This is a genomic window from Buttiauxella sp. A111, assembly GCF_014189855.1.
In the GTDB taxonomy this organism is placed as follows: Bacteria; Pseudomonadota; Gammaproteobacteria; order Enterobacterales; family Enterobacteriaceae; genus Buttiauxella; species Buttiauxella selenatireducens.
Genome location: NZ_BJFN01000001.1, coordinates 245053 through 268357 on the forward strand (window position 1 = coordinate 245053; position 23305 = coordinate 268357).

A 23305-nucleotide genomic window follows, 5' to 3' on the forward strand; every position below is an offset into this window, starting at 1 on the left:
CATACAATCGGCACCACTTATCATAAAAACCCAAACAATCGGTAGAATTAATCGCCAGCTGGGATAAATCCTAAAGAAACTCTAGTACAAAAGCCAGAGAAATTGCTTACCGATTGCAGGAAAAGATTTAATCTTTTGACCTCAAATAAATAATTGAAAGATTAAATTTGCAGGGTGGTTAATTATTATCTACGTTTGTCTCTTAATTGAGACAGATTAACCACTTATAATTCATGGTTAATTAAGATCTGGCGGGATATTAATTATCAGGCGGATTGAAACATATTCTTAATTGCAAATGAGAAAAGGTATCTTTCCCCCAGGGAAAAGATACCTGACGATATTATTTTGCGGGTAATTTAATATCTTTAAACATGGCTTCAATATCTTCGTTAGAGCGCAATGCGACTGCGGTATCAACAACATCACGAGTCAGATGCGGCGCAAAACGCTGAATAAAATCATACATATAACTACGCAAGAATGTACTGCGACGGAAACCAATTTTGGTGGTGCTGTGGCTAAATACACCCTGCGCTTCGATGCGGACCAGATCCGGATCAGAAACGGGATCAACCGCCATACTGGCAATTACGCCCACGCCTAACCCCAAACGCACGTAGGTTTTAATCACATCGGCGTCAGTTGCGGTAAAGACAATACGCGGCGTTAATCCTGCGCGATTAAACGCGGTGTCTAGTTCAGAACGCCCGGTAAAGCCGAAGGTATACGTGACTAACGGATATTGCGCCAACTCTTCAATTGAGACGGACTCTTTCGACGCTAACGGATGGTCTGGCGTCACGACAATCGAACGGTTCCAGTGATAACACGGTAACATCACCAAATCATCGTAAAGATGCAATGCTTCTGTCGCTATCGCAAAGTCCGCATTGCCCTTAGACACCGCTTCCGCAATTTGCGTCGGCGAGCCCTGATGCATATGCAGCGAGACACGAGGATAACGTTCAATAAAGCCTTTAATCACATTTGGCAACGCGTAGCGCGCTTGCGTGTGTGTCGTGGCGACGTACAAAGAACCTTTATCAGGCCAGGTATGTTCACCGGCAACCGACTTAATCGCATCAACTTTAGACAGCACTTCGCGGGCAATCCGGATAATCTCTTGCCCGGCAGGCGTCACTTGCGTCAAGTGTTTGCCACTGCGCGCAAAGATCTGAATGCCCAGTTCATCTTCCAACATCCGAACTTGTTTACTGATCCCCGGTTGCGAAGTATAAAGCCCTTCTGCCGTCGACGAGACGTTGAGGTTGTGATTCACCACCTCTACGATATAACGAAGTTGCTGTAGTTTCATGGCGTTCCATCCGCAGTAAAAACAGCCCCGACACAAACAACGGCGGGGATTCAGACAAGGTAAAATTCATTACAGCCACTATATCAGTTATACCCTATTTGTATAGTTTGAAAGAAAAAATAATAATCAGGTTATATAAGCAGATATAAAAAAGCCGGAACACAGGTTCCGGCTTTCAATGTTAAAGAGAGTTATTTCTTCCCTTCAACCCACTTACCATCCACAAAGAACGCTGACCAACCGGTCGCTTTGCCTTCTTTTTCGGAAGAAACATACTGCTGCTTAGTTTTACGGCTAAAGCGCACGACCGCTTTGTTGCCATCAGCATCTTGCTGTGGGGCATCTGCAAGATAACGCAGTTTTTCTGGCAGGCGATCGCGGAAGCGGTACAGTTCTTCAACCAGTGGCGCACGTGTTTCACGAGATTTAGGGAATGTGTTTGCCGCAAGGAAAACACCCGCCGCACCATCGCGCAATACAAAGTAAGCGTCTGACTTCTCGCAAGGCAGTTCTGGTAATGGAACGGGATCTTCCTTCGGTGGAGCCACATCGCCATTACGCAGGATCTTACGGGTATTTTTACAATCGTCGTTCGTACACGCCATGTACTTACCAAAACGCCCCATTTTCAGGTGCATTTCAGAACCACATTTCTCACACTCAACGATTGGGCCGTCATAACCTTTGATGCGGAACTCACCCTCTTCGATCTCGTAACCATCACACGTTGGGTTATTACCACACACGTGAAGTTTACGTTTTGGATCAATCAGGTAGCTGTCCATCGCGGTACCGCATTTAGTACAGCGACGTTTTGCGCGCAGAGCGTTAGTTTCCGCGTCATCCCCTTCAAGTACGTTGAGGACTTCGTTTTCCGGCACCAGGTTAATGGTGGTTTTGCAGCGCTCTTTAACTGGTAATGCATAACCGGAGCAACCCAGGAACACGCCTGTACTGGCGGTACGGATACCCATTTGACGGCTACACGTTGGGCAATCGATGCTGGTCAAAACCATTTGGTTTGGACGCATACCGCCTTCTTCTGGATCCAGCTCAGCTTTACCAAGCTGTTCACTGAAATCACTGAAGAAGTTATCCAGAACCCCTTTCCACTCAGCCTGATTATTGGCTACCTGGTCGAGGTTGCTTTCCATTTGCGCGGTAAAATCGTAATTCATCAGCTCACGGAAGTTTTCTTCCAGGCGATCGGTAACAATTTCACCCATTTTTTCAGCATAGAAACGGCGGTTCTCTACACGCACATAGCCACGATCCTGGATGGTGGAAATGATTGATGCGTAAGTAGACGGACGGCCGATACCCCGTTTTTCTAACTCTTTTACCAACGAAGCTTCGCTAAAACGAGCAGGTGGTTTAGTAAAGTGTTGCCCCGGTACGACGTCAACAAGCGCCAGTTCATCACCCTGCTCAACAGCTGGCAATGTACGGTCTTCGTCACCCTTGCGTAGCGCAGGCATGACCTTAGTCCAGCCATCAAAACGCAGCGTACGGCCACGCGTTTTAAGACGGAAATCACCCGCCTGCACCGTTAAGGTGGTGGAGTCGTATTGTGCCGGAGTCATTTGACACGCAACAAACTGACGCCAGATCAGCTGGTAAAGTTTTTGCGCGTCAGCTTCCATATCCTTGAGCGACTCGGCAACCACACCCACGTCAGAAGGACGAATAGCTTCGTGCGCTTCTTGTGAGTTTTCTTTGCTGGAGTACTGGTTCGCGGCAGCTGGAAGATATTTCTTACCGAAATTCTCCTCGATATAGCCACGCACCATGCTCACTGCATCCTGGCTCAAGTTGGTTGAGTCGGTACGCATGTAAGTAATATGACCCGCTTCATACAGACGCTGAGCCATCATCATGGTTTTCTTCACGCCAAAACCAAGACGGGTACTTGCAGCCTGCTGCAACGTGGAAGTAATAAACGGCGCACCAGGTTTGCTGCTGGTTGGTTTATCTTCACGCTCAAGCACGGAATAACGTGCTTTTTCCAGTTCGCTAACCGCAGACATGGTCTGCTCGCGGTTAACCGGACGGAACGGTTTGTCTTTATGGTGGCTGACCTGAACCGGCAGACTGTCACCTTTCGGCGTGGTCAGATTCGCATCAACTTCCCAATATTCTTCGGGTACGAACGCTTTAATTTCGCGTTCGCGGTCAACAACCAGACGCACAGCAACAGATTGAACGCGACCGGCAGATAAACCACGGGCAATTTTCTTCCACAGCAGTGGCGACACCATGTAACCCACAACGCGGTCCATAAAACGACGCGCTTGCTGTGCGTTAACACGGTCGATGTTCAATTCGCCCGGCTTTTCAAATGCCTGTTGAATAGCATTTTTCGTAATTTCGTTAAACACAACGCGGCTATAGCGTGTGTCGTCGCCACCGATAACTTCCCGCAGGTGCCATGCAATGGCTTCCCCTTCGCGGTCAAGGTCGGTTGCGAGATAGATATGGTCTGCTTTTTCAGCCAGCGATTTCAGTTCTGAAACCACTTTTTCTTTACCAGGCAGCACTTCGTATTGTGCTTCCCAGTTGTGCCATGGATCGACACCCATACGATTTACGAGCGCGCCGCGTTCATCCTTTTTGACCTTTTTGGTCCCTTTGGTCGAGGCGGAGTCAGCGCTCTTCTTGGTGGTTGATCCACTGGTCGGCAAATCGCGGATATGACCGACGCTGGATTTAACCACGTAGTCATTGCCGAGATATTTGTTGATCGTTTTGGCTTTTGCCGGGGACTCAACGATGACGAGAGCTTTACCCATATTCACCTTTACCTAATGTAATTCTTCCAGAAAACGTCGCACGTTAGTTACACCTTCCACTGGCGACTCGCTTTTCTATATTGCGACAGCGTCAATGGATATCAACTCTTTTTTCATCATCAACCCGATTGCGCCAACATACGCAGGTGATTGAGATAGCGAGCCTTTCACATTGGTGACATAGCACGACGTATGTTTGGTTGAATGTCAAGCAATTCCGTTGCCAGATTTGCGAAAGCGTCACACTCTACCTGATAAAATGAGTTAAGCAACTTTATTAGCATGCAACTTCGATTCCTGCCAGAACAGTAAACTGATTAAATCACCCGTGGTTTACAGGGAAATATTGCCCTTTGCAGTATAGCGGAAGTACACTACTGCCAGTTTTTAAAGGAGGAAATCATGAAACCGACCACTCAACCTATCGATAAACAATCGCTACTCGTTGAAGCCAACAAAGTCATCCGCGAACATGAAGATTTCATGCACGGAATGGAAGCAACGGATGTAGAGCAAAAAAACGGGGTGCTGGTGTTCAAAGGTGAATACTTCCTTGATGAGCAAGGCTTACCTACCGGGAAAAGCACCGCGATTTTTAATATGTTTAAGCATCTTGCGCATGTGTTTGCCGATAAATATCACCTGCAAGATTAAAGTAAAAAACGAGGCCATTTGGCCTCGTTTTCATTTTCAGTAATAATTTGCTTAGAGCAACGGTTTTTCACCACGTTGCCACCAGCGCAGCAACAGACTATCAATGCTATTTGCCGCACTCCCCGTAAAACGATCCATCATTTTTTTACGGCGCGTGTAGTGCACATTAATGACCTCATGATTTTTCATCAGATTAATCAGTAAATCATCGCTGGTGCTTACCGCATCAATCAGTCCTTTCTCTAACGCTTGTGTACCGTACCAATGCTCGCCTGTGGCCACTGAATCAATGTCCAGAGAAGGACGCATGTCATGCACAAACTGCTTAAACAACAGGTGAGTTTCATTCAGGTCTTCACGGAATTTCTCACGCCCCTGCTCGGTATTTTCACCAAACAGTGTCAATGTGCGTTTGTACTGCCCTGCAGTATGTAGCTCAACATCGATATCATTACGTTTTAGCAGGCGGTGAAAGTTTGGCACCTGCGCGACGACGCCAATTGAGCCAATAATAGAAAACGGGGCGGCGACAATTTTGTCTGCCACACACGCCATCATGTAACCCCCGCTGGCCGCGACTTTGTCCACAGCGACAGTCAGACGCACTTTGTTGTCACGCAGACGCTGTAATTGCGAAGCCGCAAGTCCATATCCATGTACGACGCCACCAGGGCTTTCCAGCCTCAACAGAACCTCATCCTCAGGTTTCACCACGGCTAACACTGCCGTTATCTCTTCACGCAAAGAAGTGACTTCGTGGGCATCCATACTCCCTTTAAAATCCAACACATAAAGCGTTGGTTTATCGGAAATAACCTTTTCACCCCGTTTAGCACGTGCTTTAGCCTGTTTTGCTTCGAGTTTGTGTTTTTTCTTCTCAGCTTTATGCCAGATTTTTTGCTGATGGCTGTCGAGCCTTGCCACCTGCATTTCTTCCTGCATTTCCTGGTACTGTTCACTTAAATTGGTGAGCCGTAATTCCCCACGCTGATGTTTTTTACGCCCAGCCACATTCACGATAATCGTGACAAGAATGCCAATAGCAGCAACGACAGTGACAATTTTTGCCAAAAACAGCCCATAGTTTGCAATTAGATCCACGCTTTCCGCCTTCCATTCAGAGCATTAAATACCTGGCGCCCAGTGTAACCGAGCGCTGATTCCACGTCTGCAACCAACTATAAATGCTGCGAGGCGCATTCCTGAACGGCTTTAGCAAAATGAAACTTTTGCAAAATGTTAATCAAAGGTATTGTCTCCTGTTGCCTGATTGAAATAACCAGCCCTTTCAGGCATAAAGCCTAAAGGCTAAGTAAACCCAGGCATTTCTGAGAATTAAGACGCGAGCTTTGCATCGCGCGAGGAGTTGAAAGTGCACTATCAACCGAAAACCGACTTACTGCAAAATCGCATCATCTTAGTGACAGGTGCCAGTGATGGCATCGGACGAGAAGCCGCCTTAACCTATGCTCGTTACGGGGCAAGCCTCGTGCTGTTAGGTCGTAATGAGGATAAATTACGTACCACAGCCCAGGAGATCACCACCCGCTACGGGGGCCAACCGCATTGGTTCGTGCTGGATTTTGCCACCGCTACACCTGAAAATTGTCAGCATCTGGCACAAAAACTGTCAGGGCTAATCCCTCGTTTGGACGGCGTTTTACACAATGCCGGGATCCTCGGCGATGTTCGGCCAATGGATGAGCAAGATCCGCAAACGTGGCAAAACGTCATGCAAGTTAATGTCAATGTCACCTTTTTCCTGACTCAGGCTCTGCTTCCTTTATTACTGAAATCAGATTCAGGGTCGCTGGTGTTTACCAGTTCCAGCGTCGGCCGCCAGGGGCGAGCGGGTTGGGGAGCTTACGCAGCGTCGAAATTCGCCACTGAGGGAATGATGCAGGTGTTGGCCGAGGAATATAAACAACAGAATCTGCGCGTAAATTGTATTAATCCAGGCGGAACACGTACCGCAATGCGCGCCAGTGCATTTCCAACCGAAGACCCCGAAAAACTGAAAACGCCACGAGATTTGATGCCGCTTTATTTATGGCTGATGGGTGATGATAGTCGCCGTAAAACAGGCATGAGCTTTGATGCACAACCCAACCGTAAACCAGGAATTTCCGAATGAGTGAAGATCGTTATCAACAACGCCAGCAGCGACAAAAAGAAAAAGTAGACGCGCGTGTGGCTGCAGCACAAGAAGAACGCGGCATTTTAATTGTCTTTACCGGAAACGGGAAAGGTAAAACCACCGCTGCGTTTGGCACGGCTTCGCGCGCGGTAGGACACGGTAAAAAAGTCGGCGTCATCCAGTTCATAAAAGGCCAATGGCCGAATGGGGAACGTAATTTACTCGAACCCTTGGGTGTCGAGTTTCAGGTAATGGCGACAGGTTTTACCTGGGACACACAAAACCGCGAAACCGATACCGCCGCCTGTATGGAAGTGTGGCAGCATGCAAAACGTATGCTCGCTGATAGCTCACTTGATATGGTTATCCTCGACGAAATCACTTACATGGTGGCTTACGATTACTTACCGCTTGAAGAGGTGCTAGCCGCACTGACACAACGTCCAGAGCACCAAACAGTGATTCTGACTGGTCGTGGATGTCATCGGGATATTCTTGAAGTCGCTGATACGGTCAGTGAATTACGACCGGTTAAGCACGCATTTGATGCAGGCGTCAAAGCGCAAATCGGTATCGATTATTAAAAAAAACCCCTCAGCTGAGGGGTTTGATTTTTTAGCTGCTGCGTCCACCGCGGCGGCCACCACCCGTGACTTGGGTGTGGCGTTTTACCGCACGACGAATTTGATTCGCCTTCATGCGACGACGGTCTTTTTCAACCGCAACTTTACTTTCTGTCTCTTCTGGCAACTCTACCAATTTACGCAGGTAGTTAGTCGGAGCCAAATCGAGTTCAGTGTAACCACCACGCGGCAGGCCTTTTGGCAACTGAATGTCACCGTAACGCACACGGATCAAACGGCTAACCTGTACACCGACTGCTTCCCAAAGACGGCGAACTTCACGGTTGCGGCCTTCGGTCAGAGTCACGTTGTACCATTGGTTAATACCTTCACCACCGGTAAACTTGATGGTTTTGAACGCTGCTGGGCCATCTTCAAGCTGAACGCCACGCGCCAGTTGTTTCACTTTGTCTTCGTCAACCTGACCGAATACACGCACAGCATATTCACGTTCAACTTCACGGCTTGGGTGCATCAGGCGGTTTGCCAGCTCACCGTCAGTTGTGAATAACAGCAGTCCGCAGGTATTTACATCCAGACGACCGACTGCAATCCAGCGTGCACCACGCAGTTTGGGTAAACGGTCAAATACCGTTGGACGCCCTTCCGGGTCATTACGTGTACACAATTCACCTTCCGGCTTGTAGTACGCCAGTACGCGGCAAATCTGTTCTGCGGATTCTTTAATAGAGATCAGGTGACCATCGATACGAATTTTCAGGGCCTGAGTCACTTCAACACGGTCGCCCAGCGTGGCAACTTTGCCATCCACACTAACGCGGCCTGCGGAGATAATGGTTTCAATTTCACGGCGTGAACCGTGGCCGGCGCGAGCCAGGACTTTTTGTAACTTTTCGCTCTTATCGCTCATTGAGCTTCCTCGGGTGTCGCCTTCACAGGCGTCGAATTGGGATAATGGGGCACATCAGCCCCATTTTAGGCCGGACAGTATAGCCGTAGACGCACTTATAAGAAAGGTTTAGCGTCACCCACGCCTTCGCGGATAACCACTGGTGCATCATCGGTTAAATCCACTACGGTCGTGGGTTGCTGACCAAGATATCCACCGTGGATAACCAAATCGACTACCTTCTCAAGACGATCTTTAATTTCTTCCGGATCTGACTCCGTAAATTCGCTGCCAGGTAACATCAGCGAAGTCGATAACATAGGCTCGTTCAACACTTCCAGAAGCGCTAACGCTATAGGATTGGAAGGTACGCGCAAACCGATGGTCTTACGTTTTTCCTGCAACAAACGTCGCGGGACTTCTTTGGTGCCTTTCAGAATAAATGTGTAATTACCCGGCGTGTTATTTTTGATTAAGCGAAACGCCACGTTATCCACAAATGCGTAGGTCGAAAGCTCCGATAAATCCCGGCACATTAAGGTGAAATTGTGTCCATCGGGTAACTGACGAATACGACAAATACGTTCCATTGCCGATTTATCTTCAATTTTACAGCCCAACGCATAACCCGAATCGGTTGGGTAAACAATAACGCCGCCCTTGCGAACTATCTCCACCGCCTGATTAATCAGGCGCTGCTGGGGATTATCTGGATGAATATAGAAAAATTGACTCATACTGCCCTCTCTTTTGCGATGTGGCTGCTACCCCAATTCTGCCAGACAGGTTCTACACCTGCCGGTAGCCAAAGCTTGCGTCCAAGCTCTATCCACGCACACGGCATATGGAAATCGGAGCCCTGCGATGCCAGCAAATTAAACTGCTGGGCATAGCTGGCAAGTTGGGTACGCTCATTTGGGGCTTGCTGACACTGCGCGACTTCCATAGCATCGCCACCACTTTCGGCAAACTGCGCCAGCAATCTTTTCAGCCATTTAGCCGTCAGGTCATAACGGCCTGGATGTGCCAGAACCGCCTGCCCGCCAGAATGATGAATCACATCAATAGCTTGTTCTATTGTACACCACTGAGGCGGAACGTAACCGGTTTTCCCTTTTGCGAGATACTTCTTAAACACGTCAGCCATATTATTGGCTTTACCGCACTCCACCAGGAAACGCGCGAAATGTCCGCGAGTCACTTCTCCTCCGTTGGCATGGCGCATCGCCCCCTCAAGTGCCCCAGGGATGTGCGCTTTTTCAAGCCGCTCAGCAATTAACGCCGCACGTTGTACACGTCGCTCGCTTTGCTGGGCCAGAAACGCGGTCAGCGCCGGATGATGTTCATCAACACCTAAGCCAACGATATGGATTTCATGGTTTTCCCAAAGGGTGGAGATCTCCACGCCACTGATTAAACGCAAAGGTAGCTGGAGGCGTGATATCGCTTCCCTTGCCGCAGCAATTCCGGCTACTGTGTCATGGTCAGTAATGGCCAGAATACCAACACGCATATCCACAGCACGTTGCACCAGCGCCTCAGGTGTTAGCAGGCCATCTGACGCAGTGGTATGGCTATGTAAGTCGTAAATCACCGCAAGTGTTGGTTCGCTCAAAATGGCTCCGGTTGTGCTAATAAAAGAAAAACGCCGCTCATGATAACGATATTCACTGATAACTAAAAATCGCTATTGACTTTGATTCATTGAACTAGTTAACTAGTACGCAAGTTCACACGATAAAGGTATCTGAAAATGAAAGCGATAATCCGCATGCACAGCTGGTGGCGTACTTCCTGAAAACGGGCAGTGTAATCGCTATGGCTGTAATTCAGCCCAGATACCAGGCCCGCCAACTAAGCGGGCCTTTTTTTGAACAAAATATGAGAGCAGAACATGCAAACACAAAAACCAGCGCTCGAATTACTGATTAATGACGCGCCATATCGGGATAACCCAACGGCAGTATTCCATCAACTGTGTGGTGCTCGCCCGGCAACCTTGCTGCTCGAATCCGCCGATATCGACAGCAAAAACGATTTGAAAAGCCTGCTGTTAGTCGACAGCGCACTACGCATTACCGCATTAGGTGACACCGTCACCATTCACGCACTTTCAGAGAACGGCGCTTCACTGCTCCCTCTGCTTGATGCCGCACTGCCTGCCGGTGTTGAAAACGAACACTCTCCTCAAGGCCGCGTACTGCGCTTCCCGGCGGTTAGCTCGCTACTCGATGAAGATGCGCGTCTGTGTTCACTGTCAGTATTTGACGCGTTCCGCCTGATGCAGGAACTGGTTACTGTGCCGGAAGACGAGCGCGAAGCCATGTTCTTCGGCGGTTTATTTGCCTATGACCTGGTCGCAGGGTTTGAAGCACTGCCAACCCTTGAGCAAGATAACAATTGCCCTGACTACTGTTTCTATTTGGCAGAAACACTGCTGGTTATCGATCATCAGAAAAAGAGCACCCGTATCCAGGCCAGCTTATTTACTCCATCAGCTTCAGAAAAACAGCGTTTGATTCAGCGTGCTGCACAACTGAGTAAGCAAATGCAGCAAGAGCCCGCTGCATTGCCCGTGCAGAAAGTTGAGCACATGACCTGCGAGTGCAACCAGAGCGATGAAGAATTTGGCGACGTGGTGCGCAAAATGCAAAAAGCGATTCGCATCGGTGAAATTTTCCAGGTCGTTCCTTCTCGCCGTTTCTCACTGCCGTGCCCTTCTCCACTTGCGGCTTACCAGACGCTGAAGAAGAGCAACCCAAGCCCGTACATGTTCTTCATGCAGGATAACGACTTCACGCTGTTTGGCGCATCGCCTGAAAGTTCACTTAAGTATGATGCGACATCGCGTCAGATTGAAATCTATCCCATTGCCGGTACTCGCCCACGTGGTCGTCGTGCTGACGGTTCTCTTGACCGCGATCTGGATAGCCGCATTGAACTGGAAATGCGTACCGACCATAAAGAGATGTCCGAACACCTTATGTTGGTTGACCTGGCGCGTAACGACCTGGCGCGCATTTGTACCCCGGGCAGCCGTTATGCTGCTGACCTGACTAAAGTCGACCGCTACTCCTTTGTGATGCACCTGGTTTCTCGCGTTGTCGGTGAATTGCGTAACGATCTCGACGTACTGCACGCCTACCGCGCCTGCATGAATATGGGCACCCTGAGCGGCGCGCCAAAAGTCCGTGCGATGCAATTGATTGCCAAAGCGGAAGGCGTTCGTCGCGGCAGCTACGGTGGTGCTGTGGGTTATTTCACTGCTCATGGCGATTTGGATACCTGCATCGTCATCCGCTCCGCCTACGTTGAAAATGGTATTGCCACCGTTCAGGCGGGCGCTGGTGTGGTACTGGATTCTGTACCACAGTCCGAAGCTGACGAAACCCGCAACAAAGCCCGCGCTGTACTGCGCGCCATTGCCGCCGCGCATCACGCACAGGAGATTTTCTGATGGCTGACATTCTGCTGCTCGATAACATCGACTCGTTCACCTACAACCTGGCCGATCAATTGCGTGCCAATGGTCACAATGTCGTTATTTATCGTAATCACGTTCCTGCGCAGACCTTAATTGAACGTCTGGCGACTATGGACAACCCCGTACTGATGCTTTCTCCAGGCCCTGGTGCGCCAAGTGAAGCAGGTTGCATGCCCGAACTGTTAACGCGACTGCGTGGCAAATTGCCGATTATTGGTATTTGTCTTGGCCACCAGGCGATTGTTGAAGCATATGGCGGATATGTCGGCCAGGCGGGCGAAATCCTGCATGGTAAAGCGTCGATCATTTCACATGATGGCGAGGCGATGTTCGCAGGTTTACCTAACCCACTCCCTGTTGCGCGCTACCATTCGTTAGTCGGCAGCAACATTCCAGCGGGTTTGACCATCAACGCCCATTTTGATGGCATGGTCATGGCCGTACGCCACGATGCTGACCGTGTATGTGGATTCCAGTTCCACCCGGAATCTATCCTCACCACGCATGGTGCTCGTCTGCTTGAGCAAACCCTCGACTGGGCGCTGCTGAAGTTAAAGCAGGCCAACACGCTGCAACCGATTCTCGACAAACTTTACCAGGCGCAAACTCTGAGCCGTGAAGAAAGCCACCAGCTTTTTGCCGCTATCGTGCGTGGCGAGCTGAAGCCAGAACAACTGGCAGCGGCCCTGGTCAGTATGAAAGTCCGCGGTGAGCATCCGAACGAAATCGCAGGCGCAGCCACTGCGTTGCTTGAAGCTGCAGCACCATTCCCAAGCCCTGACTATCCGTTTGCCGACATCGTCGGAACCGGTGGAGACGGCAGCAACAGCATTAATATCTCCACCGCCAGCGCATTTGTTGCTGCTGCGGTCGGATTGAAAGTGGCCAAACACGGTAACCGCAGCGTTTCCAGTAAATCGGGTTCATCAGACTTATTAGCCGCATTTGGGATCAACCTCGAAATGAGTGCTGAAACTTCGCGCAAAGCATTAGATGAATTGGGCGTTTGCTTCCTGTTTGCACCGAAATACCACACCGGTTTCCGACATGCGATGCCCGTGCGCCAACAGTTAAAGACGCGTACCCTGTTTAACGTATTGGGGCCATTGATAAACCCCGCGCATCCGCAAATGGCATTGATCGGCGTTTACAGCGCAGAACTGGTTCTGCCCATTGCAGAAACTCTCCGCGTGCTGGGTTACAAACGTGCAGCAGTCGTACACAGCGGCGGAATGGATGAAGTTTCTCTGCACGCCACGACGCAAGTTGCTGAACTGCACGACGGGGAAATCAAAAGTTATCAACTGGAAGCCGCAGACTTTGGCCTACCTGCCTATCATCAGGATCAGCTTGCAGGCGGCACACCGGAAGAAAACCGTGACATTCTCACCCGCCTGTTACAAGGTAAAGGTGAGACCGCTCATGAGTCTGCAGTCGCGGCAAACGTCGCCATGTTGATGCGTCTGCATGGACAAGAAGATCTTAAAGAGAATGCACAACGAGTGCTGGAAGTGCTGCGCAGCGGCGCGGCATACGACCGGGTAACAGCACTGGCAGGAAGAGGATAAGTCATGCAGGAAACCGTATTAAAGAAGATCGTCGACGATAAGGCGATATGGGTTGAAGCACGTAAACAACAACAACCCCTGGCAAGTTTCCAGAACAACATTGTACCGGCAACACGCAACTTTTATCACGCCCTGCAAGGTGCAAGAACTGCATTCATTCTGGAGTGCAAAAAGGCTTCTCCGTCAAAAGGCGTGATTCGGGATGATTTTGATCCGGCTCGCATTGCCGGCGTGTACAAACACTATGCTTCCGCTATTTCCGTTCTAACCGACGAAAAGTATTTTCAGGGAAGTTTTGATTTTCTGCCGATTGTTAGCGATATCGTCACGCAACCGGTGTTATGCAAAGACTTTATTATCGACGCGTATCAGATTCTGCTGGCTCGTTTTTATCAGGCCGATGCCTGTCTGCTGATGCTCTCGGTGCTTAACGATGAGCAATACCGCCAGCTCGCAGCCGTTGCACATAGTCTGAATATGGGCGTGCTGACAGAAGTGAGCAATGAAGAAGAGCTGGAACGGGCTATTGCGCTGAAAGCAAAAGTCGTCGGCATTAACAACCGCGACCTGCGTGATTTATCCATCGATCTGAATCGAACTCGCCAGTTAGCACCTCGCCTGGGTCACGGCGTAACGGTGATCAGCGAATCTGGTATCAGCAACTATGGCCAAATCCGCGAACTCAGCCATTTTGCCAACGGCTTCCTGATTGGTTCAGCCTTAATGAGCGAAGACGACCTGAATGCGGCGGTTCGTCGCGTCATGTTGGGCAGTAACAAAGTCTGCGGCCTGACTCGCCCGCAAGATGCGCGCGCAGCATTTGAAGCGGGTGCCATTTATGGTGGCCTGATTTTTGTTCCTTCCTCACCGCGTTTTATCAGCGATGAAACTGCCGCCTCGGTCATCGAAGCCGCCGCACTGAAATATGTAGGCGTATTCCGTGACACAGCGATTGACGAGGTCGTACAAAAAGCCGTTCAGTTATCTCTTAGTGCTGTGCAACTGCATGGTGAAGAAAACCAGGCGTATATAAACGATCTTCGTGCGGCCCTTCCGGCAAATGTACAAATCTGGAAAGCATTGAGCGTGAAAGAGAGTTTGCCTGCTCGTGATTTAAACCACGTCGACAAATACCTGTTCGATAACGGCCAGGGCGGTAGCGGCCAACGTTTCGACTGGTCATTGCTCGCAGGGCAGAATCTGGAAAACGTGATTCTGGCGGGTGGTTTAGGTGCAGACAACTGCGTGGATGCAGCTAAAACGGGTTGCGCAGGTTTAGATTTCAACTCAGGTGTCGAAAGCGCACCGGGTATTAAAGATGCTAACAAGCTGGCTGCCGTCTTCCAGACGCTGCGGGCTTACTAAGGAAAATATCATGACATTACTTAATCCCTATTTTGGTGAGTTTGGCGGTATGTATGTGCCGCAAATCCTGATGCCTGCACTGCGCCAGCTTGAAGAAGCGTTTGTGGCAGCACAAAGCGATGCAGAATTTCAGGCTGAATTTAACGACCTGCTGAAAAACTACGCGGGCCGTCCAACAGCACTGACCAAGTGCAGAAACCTGACCGCTGGCACGAAAACTACGCTCTATTTAAAGCGTGAAGATTTGCTGCACGGCGGCGCGCACAAAACTAACCAGGTGCTCGGCCAGGCGTTGCTGGCGAAGAAAATGGGTAAAACTGAAATCATCGCAGAAACCGGCGCGGGTCAACACGGTGTGGCGTCGGCATTAGCCAGCGCCCTGCTCGGCTTGAAATGCCGTATCTATATGGGTGCAAAAGACGTTGAGCGTCAGTCACCAAACGTGTTCCGTATGCGTCTTATGGGTGCGGAAGTGATCCCAGTACACAGCGGTTCCGCCACGTTAAAAGACGCATGCAACGAAGCGCTCCGCGACTGGTCTGGTAGCTACGACACCGCACACTATATGCTTGGTACAGCAGCAGGCCCGCACCCATTCCCAACTATCGTGCGTGAGTTCCAGCGCATGATTGGCGAGGAAACCAAAGCGCAGATCCTTGAAAAAGAAGGCCGTCTGCCTGATGCGGTAATCGCCTGCGTGGGCGGCGGTTCGAATGCTATCGGCATGTTTGCTGATTTCATCGAGGAAACGAAAGTCGGTCTGATAGGTGTTGAACCTGCAGGTCACGGTATCGAAAGCGGTGAGCATGGCGCGCCATTGAAACATGGTCGCGTGGGGATTTACTTCGGTATGAAATCGCCAATGATGCAAACGGACGAAGGCCAAATCGAAGAGTCTTATTCCATCTCTGCCGGCCTGGACTTCCCTTCTGTTGGGCCACAGCACGCACACCTGAACAGCATTGGACGTGCGGACTATGTTTCGATTACGGATGACGAAGCTTTGGAAGCCTTCAAAACGCTGTGCCTCAAAGAAGGGATTATTCCTGCGCTGGAATCTTCTCACGCACTGGCTCACGCGCTAAAAATGATGAAAGAAAACCCAGAAAAAGAACAACTGTTGGTGGTGAATCTCTCTGGCCGTGGTGACAAAGATATCTTCACTGTTCACGACATCCTTAAAGCACGAGGGGAAATTTAATGGAACGTTATCAACACGCATTTGAACAGTTGCAAGCTCGCAAGGAAGGTGCTTTTGTTCCTTTCGTTACCCTTGGTGATCCTTCACCAGAACAGTCTTTGAAGATAATCGACACACTGATTGAAGCGGGTGCTGACGCACTGGAATTGGGGATCCCTTTCTCCGACCCATTGGCAGATGGCCCAACTATTCAGAACGCTGCACTGCGCGCATTTGCCGCAGGTGTGACGCCAACACAATGCTTTGAAATGCTGGCGGCAATTCGCCAGAAACACCCAACCATTCCGATTGGCTTGCTGATGTACGCAAACCTGGTGTTTAACCGTGGCATTGATGAGTTCTATGCGTTGTGTGCAAAAGTGGGCGTTGATTCCGTGCTGATTGCGGATGTCCCTATTGAAGAGTCTGCGCCATTCCGTCAGGCCGCAATGCGCCACAACGTCGCGCCAATCTTCATTTGTCCACCGAATGCGGATGACGCGCTGCTGCGTGAAATCGCAACTCATGGCCGTGGTTATACTTATCTGCTGTCTCGTGCGGGTGTGACGGGAGCGGAAACTCGCGCCCAGTTGCCACTGCATCATCTGGTAGAAAAGCTGACTGAATTTGGTGCGGCACCTTCGCTGCAAGGCTTTGGGATTTCCGAACCATCGCAAGTTAAGGATGCGATTGCTGCAGGCGCTGCCGGGGCGATTTCAGGTTCCGCCATCGTGAAGATTATCGAGAAAAACCTTGATAAACCGGATGTGATGTTAAGCGAGCTGAAAACCTTTGTGCAGGCACTGAAAGCCGCAACTCACACAGCATAAGAAAACTGATTGGCCGGAGCCATTCCGGCCTTTATTGTTTCCAGAACGTCATAATCGATAACCTTCAGAGAACATAAACACCGACAGTTCAATGTACATGTTTTACAAAAAAGTTTGTGTACCTGAAATGTTTGTGCGGACAATCAAACTTGCACGCATTGCTCCTGTTTTTCCTATAGTCTATTGGACATTATCCCTACTATTGGTTTTTTCTACTGGAGAGTTTGAAGTTGTTTAAGGTTATTACCGCTGCGGCATTTGCACTGATTTCCCTACTATGGGGTGCGTTAATCTTCGATATTGAAATGATTTCTCACCCTTTGTCCCAGGTTACGCATTGGTTTGAAGATAAATTTTAAGCCCACCTAAACATAGACGCGTACTTTCCGTCACCTCAATACACGCGAGCCTGTAGATCGATATAACCTGCATCGAGAGCTTTTTCGGGATTATCAGTTCTGAGATTTTGGAAGTTTTATGAAGTGAGCTGCCCGCTCGTGACGTTCAGCCCAAACAACTCATATCAAGTTATTGCATTTAATTAAGAAATGCACTGCCAGAAGATAGCTTTCTACTCCTTGATTTTTTCGTCGAAAAATTCTTCATAGCGAGAATAGAATTCGCCAATTAGCTTCATTGGGTTGGATGCAGCGGTGAATGCTTGACTAGTGGTTATTTGAGCAGATCTATAAGCGTTATGTGTATCGACAGCTAAACGCATTAAAAACATGACTTTTTCTTCTTTGGTCATTTTTGATATTCCTCGAGCGTCGTGAAGAGTATCAAAATACCACCAACGATGTGTCATTGAAAAGATAGGTAACAAAATGTATTCAAAATACTGGCCATAGAATGACCAGTTTTGCAGGGGTTTTGCTGAGGTACTTTAGAAGCGGTAACCCGCAGAGAACATAAACACCCACGGGTCGATGCGTGTCTTGATATTCTGCTGTTCGCCACCAGCTTTAAACTTCACTTCGGTGTCGATATCCATGTACCAGACTGACATATTCAACAGCCAGTTCTGATTGACCATATAATCCAGCCCCACCTGACCCGCAGCACCCCACGAGTCTTTGACGCTAAGGTCGCTTAAACCGGCGTCTTTGCCCGTCTGGTTAAAATCGGCATCAAAGAAGGTGGTGTAGTTGATGCCTGCACCAATGTATGGACGTACTTTGCTTTTCGAATCGCCAAAGTACCACTGTGCCATCAGCGTTGGCGGCAGTTGACGTACAGTGGCTAAGTCACCTGTTGGGCCTAACCCGACGCGATGGCGGAATGGTGTAGCAGCCAGCAGTTCGATTCCTATGTTTTCCGTCACCATGTAATCAAATGTCAGCCCCAGTTGGGTATTGTTGCTGACGCTAAAACCACCCATTCCAAGCACATTGTCAGAACCTTCCGTTGGGCGCACGGTAGCAGAACCCGCACGCATGAAGAACTCACCTTGTTGATGTGCCAGCGCTTCACCTGACAAACAGGTTAATGCGAGTAACGCCACAGACAGTTTTTTCATAGCCCTCTCCTTGTTATGGTTTTATAAGCGGGCTGAATATACTCATTATTGAGTACAAAGTGATCTTGATTCGATCACACTTCTCTGGCTAATTTAACATTTAATGATCTAGATTAATTTTTCCACATTTTGCTTAAACTGGGAGACTAACCATAAGATAGCCGCGATCAATTTTATTTAACTCTCGTGTTATCAATCTCTTTGCCCTGCAATCCTTTCACTTTTACGCCAGTCGTTCACCACCAGCCCGCCGACCATCACCACAATCGCTACGCCAAAAATCAGGCTGGTCAGGTTCGCGCCAAGCCCTAATCCACCATTGTCGACGGGTTGTGATAGCAAATCACCGCAGGCTGCACCGAAGGGTCGCGTGAGAATGTAGGCCGCCCAGAAGCAGAACACCTTATTGGCACGGAAGGTAAAGCGGGCAATGGTGATTATCACAATCCATGCGCCAAAGAAGATGGCAGCACCGCTGTAACCAAGTCCCAGCCCTTCTGCCAGCCAGTCTCCAACCGCCGTACCCAGAGCAAATGTCGCAAGGATAGCCAGCCAGTAAAAGGATTCACGGCTCAAACTATCAATGCTGTGAATTGATAGCGTGCCTTCCTGGCGATACCAGACCACAAACGTCACGACTAAAACCACACTGAAGAAGAGTGATGATGCGGCAAGCGGAACCTGCCAGGCGTCGGTTAGATTATCGGTTATCAACGTGCCAAAGACGCTAATAAAAACCACCGTTAGCCAATAAAGAACCGGTTTATAACGTGGTACACGCATTTGAAAGAACAGTGCAACCGCCAGTAATATACCGGTAATAATCGAAGTATTTGTCAGGCCAAAGTTAAGGTCCATATTCAGGAAATCTGCCGCCGTTTCACCGACGGTGGTCGACATCATTTTAATAAACCAGAATACAAGGGTGATTTCCGGGACTTTATTTAACCACCCACAATAATTTTGTTGGCTATTCATTATTAATTTCTCACATTAGTCAGGCGTTGTATTATTTGCAGACGAGTAATGATCCCGGCGCTTACTGCTGCCACCACCAAAGCACCGAGCATATCAACCGGGAAATGCACGCCAATAAAAACACGGGCCCAGGCTACCGCGACACCAGCCACAGAAAGTAAGATGCCCACTTTCCGATAACGAGGCGCCATCAACATCGTGAAGCCAACAGACCACGTCAGCACCGCATGATCGCTTGGGAATGAGGCACTGGCAGCATGTGGAACCAGTGTAAGACCGATACCCTCCACAAACGGGCGTGGCATTGGCCAAATATGGCCAATAGTGATGTTAATCAGCAATGCGAGTCCTGCGCATAATAGGCAACTCAGCACAAGTTGCCGATTCTCTTTCTTTCCCCAAAGTAAACCTAAAATTAACGGAATAAACCATATTGGTATTTCTGCAATGGCTCGCGCAACGTAAAGCGGGATGACACCAGGAATATGTGATGCATTAATCAGAAGAAATAATGACGTATTAAGTGACATGTTATTTACTCCACCGAGATGACTTTGTTTTTATCGGGTCGCTCACAGGAATAAGAGAGATCTCGATAAAAGCCAGCACTATTAATTCCATATACGTTTTAACCCAGGGGAATAAAACCCAGGAGATAACCGGCGCTGACAAATAATAAACACCATGCAGGGCCATTGGCTTCTCCTGGAAATCCTGTTGTTGGTCTTCCCGGAATTATCAGCTTTTAACCATGACGGTAGCTCAACCTCTGAATGACAATTTTGTCAGAATTGACAGCGGGTGAATGTTATTGCGGTAATACCAGAGTGAAGCAACTTCCCTTGCCTTCGGTGCTTTCCACCTGGATTTTTCCACCATGCAGTTCGGTAATAGTCTTGGCTAACGCAAGTCCCAACCCGGTGCTTCCGGCATTGCTGCGTGCATCGTCTACCCTGTAAAAACGGTCAAAAATATGTGGCAAATGCTCGGTACTGATCCCCTCACCATTATCAATTACCGATAACAATACATTGCCATTTTCCTGCACGGCTTTCAGACACACTTCACCACCCGATGGGGTGTGGCGTATTGCGTTGGAGAGCAAGTTTGAAAGCGCCCGTTGTAAATGCACTGGGTCGGCGCGGAATGCCACGCTCCCCTCGCTCGTTAGAGTGATCTTTTTTTCTTCGGCCAGGATGTCGTAATAATTAATTAAACGAGCAAATTCCAGGGTGCTATCCAGGTGTTTAATGTGCAGCGGTTCACGACTGTTATCGGCTCTTGCCAGAAACAGCATGGAAGAGATCATGCGCGACAACCTTTCACCTTCTTCCACAATCGCCGCCAGAGCGTCCCGATACTCTTCCGGGCTGCGTGCTTTGCTCTGCGTCACGCTGGCCGCTGAGATGAGGTTGTTGATAGGGCCGCGCAGTTCATGGGCAATATCTGATGAGAAGCGGCTCAGTTGTTTAAACGACGCTTCAAGGCGTGTCATCATTCCGTCGAACGAAGACGCCAGCGTATTTAGCTCAGATGGCCAGCGCTGAGTGGCAAGACGGGTATGCAAATCCTCCGCGTGAATGTACTCAATTTCGCGGCTCATTTTACGCAGCGGATATAGCCCGCGCCGCGCCAGCCAGTAGCCAATTGCCGAAAAGAGAACAATCGCCAGCGCCACCGCAATCTGCATTCGTTCCCAATAATCTTCAATGATTTCATTGTTGCGCGAAATGTTTAGCGCTGCCTGAACCCGCCACGGTTGGTTGCCTTTCAGCAGAAAATGAGTCGAGGTAATCAGGTATTCTTCTGTGATGCCGCCGGAGCGATAGTGCCATGGGCTGTATTTGAACTCAGGTGATGGAGCCGGGAAATCCCCTTCAGGCACCCGCAAATTCTTCGATTGCGCCCATACCTTGCCGTCGGGGCTGATGATGCGCAGCGATAGCCTGTCCTGGTGGGCGATAAAATCGAACAACTCTCGCTGCCAGAGATCGGTTGGCCCCTGGCGCTCACTGATGGTGGTGGCAATCTCTTGTTGAAACTGCAAGGTGCTGCGCAGTTCGTTTTCATTTTTTTGGCTGATCTGATTGCGCATGCTGGAGTACAAAAGCCCGGATACGCTATACAGCACCAGCGTCATGGCGATGGTAAAATAGAGCGTCAGCCTTAGCGTTATCGAGAAATTACGCGGTATCGGCATTATCTCTTTCTTCCAGCACGTAACCTGCGCCTCTGATGGTATGTAGAAGCTTCATGTCATAGCCATCATCAATTTTGCAGCGTAAACGGCGAATCGCGACATCAATCACGTTGGTTTCCGGGTCAAAATTCATGTCCCATACCTGCTCAGCGAGGACTGTTCGCGAGAGCACCTCGCCGCTACGACGCATCAACAGACTTAAGAGTAGAAATTCTTTTTGCGTAAGCTCAATACGTTTTCCTGCACGCGATACCCGATGCTTGAGAAAATCGAGTTGCAAGGTGCTGATTTGCAATACTGATTTTTCCACTACTGGCGCGTGAACGGCCTGACGGCGCATGATCACGCGTACTCTTGCGAGCAATTCGCTGAATGAAAAAGGTTTGATCAAGTAATCTTCTGCACCTAATTCCAGACCACGAACCCGATCTTCGACTTCATCCCGCGCAGTGAGGAACATGACTGGAGTGGCCTTCCCCGCCTGGCGTGCCAGCTCAAGAATTTTCCAGCCATTCATGCCAGGCAGCATCACATCCAGAATCGCAAGGTCATAGTCGTTGGTGAGCAAAAAGTGCAGGCCATCAACACCGTTGTTGGCAACATCAACCACAAAATCGTTTTCTTTCATTCCTTTAGCGATGTAATCCGCCGCCATGGATTGATCTTCAACCAGCAATAGTCTCATTGAGCCTCCAATAAATGCGCCGCAACTACATTTTACCTTGGGCTTTCCGACAAACAGAGAGGCGCTAAGATGACAATTTTGTCATCTTAATCCGCCAGGACGCAGGCATGACCCGTAACCGCCAGTTTAACTTGCATCCCCACCTGCCACTTTTGCTGACTGACCGTTTTAATCTGTAACGGCGCGGTCCATACGGGAGAGATGAGCGTCAGTGTTGAAAGGTAACCGGTAAAATCCACATCGCTGATGGTGACAGTGTGATGAGTTTCAGCATCGGCCTGGTATGGAGAAATAATGATTTGCTCCGGGCGCAGCATAATACGTTTGTCACCTGTAAATTGCGGGTTGTCCGCAGGAATAGTACCCAGCTCACAGTGGGCAAAGCCGTTGCTGACTTGTGCGGAGAAAATCAACGCATCGCCGAGAAACAGCGCGGTGGCTTCATCCACGGGTTGTGAATAAACCTCTGTCGGCGAACCGACCTGGGAAAAACGGCCATCGCGAATGACCGCAATCTGGCTGGCAAAGGAGAGCGCTTCATGCTGATCGTGAGTCACCAGAATCGAGGCCACTCCGGCGTATGCCAATAATTCAGCCGTGGCTTTTCGAGTCGCTGCACGCAGCCCGGTATCGAGTGCAGAGAACGGTTCATCGAGCAACATCAGCACCGGTTCTTGTGCGAGCGCGCGAGCCAGCGCCACGCGTTGCTGTTGCCCGCCTGAGATTTCATGCGGCCAGTGGTCTTGCAGATGACGGTCGAGAGAAACGAGTTCCATCAGTTCAGCGATGCGGCGGCGGTTTTCATGACGGGACCCCGTCAGGCCGTACGCGATGTTGTCCCCCACTTTCATATGTGGGAAAAGTGCCCCTTCCTGCGGAACGAAACCAATGCCACGCTGATGCGCCGGGATAAACGTACTTTCGTCAAAAAGCGTTTTACCCGACAGAGTAATTCGCCCGCTATCCGGCGTTTCAAACCCCGCAAGAATGCGCAGCAATGTGGTTTTTCCCGAACCAGATGGCCCGACAATCACCGTCCGGCTGGCAGGCACGACAGATAAATTGATATTTTCCAGCACTGATGTCTGGCCAAATTTTTTGGAAATATTCGCTAGTTCAATCATC

21 protein-coding genes and 1 other annotated feature are annotated in these 23305 nt (G+C 49.5%); of the genes, 8 read left to right on the forward strand and 13 right to left on the reverse strand.

What is annotated here, in order from left to right; genetic code table 11:
• Positions 1-343: 343 nt before the first annotated feature.
• Together cysB and topA are read right to left on the reverse strand one after the other, a co-directional pair.
• Positions 344-1318 carry an HTH-type transcriptional regulator CysB gene (cysB, locus tag BSPA111_RS01095; RefSeq protein WP_064546360.1) on the reverse strand — a complete coding sequence of 325 codons (975 nt, stop codon included), beginning with the start codon at positions 1316-1318 and terminating at the stop codon, positions 344-346.
• Positions 1319-1509: 191 nt separating this feature from the next.
• Positions 1510-4107, reverse strand: a complete 2598-nt coding sequence (gene topA / locus BSPA111_RS01100; protein WP_183269379.1) for a type I DNA topoisomerase — start codon at positions 4105-4107, stop codon at positions 1510-1512.
• Positions 4108-4509: 402 nt separating this feature from the next.
• Here topA and BSPA111_RS01105 point away from each other — a divergent pair, with 402 nt between their 5' ends.
• Complete coding sequence (locus BSPA111_RS01105) at positions 4510-4761, forward strand: YciN family protein (protein ID WP_183269380.1); 252 nt, start codon at positions 4510-4512, stop codon at positions 4759-4761.
• Positions 4762-4812: 51 nt separating this feature from the next.
• Here BSPA111_RS01105 and sohB read toward each other — a convergent pair whose 3' ends face one another.
• Positions 4813-5862 carry a protease SohB gene (sohB, locus tag BSPA111_RS01110; protein ID WP_183269381.1) on the reverse strand — a complete coding sequence of 350 codons (1050 nt, stop codon included), beginning with the start codon at positions 5860-5862 and terminating at the stop codon, positions 4813-4815.
• A 271-nt stretch (positions 5863-6133) separates the two neighbouring features.
• On the opposite strand from sohB, the gene BSPA111_RS01115 reads away from it, so the two are divergent.
• Both BSPA111_RS01115 and cobO read left to right on the forward strand, forming a co-directional pair.
• Positions 6134-6895 carry a YciK family oxidoreductase gene (locus tag BSPA111_RS01115; RefSeq protein ID WP_183269382.1) on the forward strand — a complete coding sequence of 254 codons (762 nt, stop codon included), beginning with the start codon at positions 6134-6136 and terminating at the stop codon, positions 6893-6895.
• Entirely contained in the window at positions 6892-7482 is a 591-nt protein-coding gene (gene cobO / locus BSPA111_RS01120) for a cob(I)yrinic acid a,c-diamide adenosyltransferase (protein WP_183269383.1), read from the forward strand. Before BSPA111_RS01115 ends, cobO begins: the two co-directional genes overlap by 4 nt.
• Before the next feature lie 31 nt (positions 7483-7513).
• Here cobO and rluB read toward each other — a convergent pair whose 3' ends face one another.
• The 3 genes from rluB to BSPA111_RS01135 form a co-directional block, all read right to left on the reverse strand.
• A complete protein-coding gene (rluB, locus tag BSPA111_RS01125; protein WP_183269384.1) occupies positions 7514-8392 on the reverse strand; it encodes a 23S rRNA pseudouridine(2605) synthase RluB in 879 nt (292 codons plus the stop codon).
• 95 nt (positions 8393-8487) lie between these two features.
• The gene (locus BSPA111_RS01130) at positions 8488-9108 is read right to left on the reverse strand and encodes an L-threonylcarbamoyladenylate synthase (protein WP_183269385.1); all 621 of its coding nucleotides are present in this window, start codon (positions 9106-9108) and stop codon (positions 8488-8490) included.
• A complete protein-coding gene (locus BSPA111_RS01135) occupies positions 9105-10007 on the reverse strand; it encodes a PHP domain-containing protein (protein ID WP_373925620.1) in 903 nt (300 codons plus the stop codon). Before BSPA111_RS01135 ends, BSPA111_RS01130 begins: the two co-directional genes overlap by 4 nt.
• Positions 10008-10145: 138 nt before the next feature.
• Positions 10146-10243 (forward strand) — a sequence feature (Trp leader region).
• Between the two features lie 22 nt (positions 10244-10265).
• On the opposite strand from BSPA111_RS01135, the gene BSPA111_RS01140 reads away from it, so the two are divergent.
• The 5 genes from BSPA111_RS01140 to trpA are packed head-to-tail and all read left to right on the forward strand — an operon-like array spanning position 10266 to position 16798.
• The gene (locus BSPA111_RS01140) at positions 10266-11828 is read left to right on the forward strand and encodes an anthranilate synthase component 1 (RefSeq protein WP_183269387.1); all 1563 of its coding nucleotides are present in this window, start codon (positions 10266-10268) and stop codon (positions 11826-11828) included.
• The gene (gene trpD / locus BSPA111_RS01145) at positions 11828-13423 is read left to right on the forward strand and encodes a bifunctional anthranilate synthase glutamate amidotransferase component TrpG/anthranilate phosphoribosyltransferase TrpD (RefSeq protein WP_183269388.1); all 1596 of its coding nucleotides are present in this window, start codon (positions 11828-11830) and stop codon (positions 13421-13423) included. The genes BSPA111_RS01140 and trpD overlap by 1 nt, the downstream gene beginning before the upstream one ends.
• Positions 13424-13426: 3 nt before the next feature.
• The gene (gene trpCF, locus BSPA111_RS01150) at positions 13427-14788 is read left to right on the forward strand and encodes a bifunctional indole-3-glycerol-phosphate synthase TrpC/phosphoribosylanthranilate isomerase TrpF (protein WP_183269389.1); all 1362 of its coding nucleotides are present in this window, start codon (positions 13427-13429) and stop codon (positions 14786-14788) included.
• A gap of 7 nt (positions 14789-14795) precedes the next feature.
• Positions 14796-15989, forward strand: a complete 1194-nt coding sequence (gene trpB / locus BSPA111_RS01155) for a tryptophan synthase subunit beta (protein ID WP_183270257.1) — start codon at positions 14796-14798, stop codon at positions 15987-15989.
• Positions 15989-16798: a tryptophan synthase subunit alpha gene (gene trpA / locus BSPA111_RS01160; protein WP_183269390.1), complete on the forward strand. Its 810-nt coding sequence runs from the start codon at positions 15989-15991 to the stop codon at positions 16796-16798. The genes trpB and trpA overlap by 1 nt, the downstream gene beginning before the upstream one ends.
• A 571-nt stretch (positions 16799-17369) precedes the next feature.
• Here the strand turns inward: trpA and BSPA111_RS01165 are convergent.
• The 7 genes from BSPA111_RS01165 to BSPA111_RS01195 form a co-directional block, all read right to left on the reverse strand.
• Positions 17370-17549: a hypothetical protein gene (locus BSPA111_RS01165; RefSeq protein ID WP_183269391.1), complete on the reverse strand. Its 180-nt coding sequence runs from the start codon at positions 17547-17549 to the stop codon at positions 17370-17372.
• A gap of 135 nt (positions 17550-17684) precedes the next feature.
• Positions 17685-18317 carry an outer membrane protein OmpW gene (gene ompW, locus BSPA111_RS01170; RefSeq protein ID WP_183269392.1) on the reverse strand — a complete coding sequence of 211 codons (633 nt, stop codon included), beginning with the start codon at positions 18315-18317 and terminating at the stop codon, positions 17685-17687.
• Positions 18318-18509: 192 nt separating this feature from the next.
• Positions 18510-19295, reverse strand: coding sequence for a hypothetical protein (locus BSPA111_RS01175; protein ID WP_183269393.1), 786 nt, complete (start codon positions 19293-19295; stop codon positions 18510-18512).
• 2 nt (positions 19296-19297) lie between these two features.
• Entirely contained in the window at positions 19298-19825 is a 528-nt protein-coding gene (locus tag BSPA111_RS01180) for an undecaprenyl-diphosphatase (protein ID WP_183269394.1), read from the reverse strand.
• A 278-nt stretch (positions 19826-20103) separates the two neighbouring features.
• Entirely contained in the window at positions 20104-21495 is a 1392-nt protein-coding gene (locus BSPA111_RS01185) for a heavy metal sensor histidine kinase (protein ID WP_183269395.1), read from the reverse strand.
• Complete coding sequence (locus tag BSPA111_RS01190; protein WP_183269396.1) at positions 21479-22180, reverse strand: heavy metal response regulator transcription factor; 702 nt, start codon at positions 22178-22180, stop codon at positions 21479-21481. The genes BSPA111_RS01185 and BSPA111_RS01190 overlap by 17 nt, the downstream gene beginning before the upstream one ends.
• Positions 22181-22266: 86 nt before the next feature.
• A complete protein-coding gene (locus BSPA111_RS01195; RefSeq protein WP_183269397.1) occupies positions 22267-23304 on the reverse strand; it encodes an ABC transporter ATP-binding protein in 1038 nt (345 codons plus the stop codon).
• Between the last annotated feature and the right edge of the window lies 1 nt (position 23305).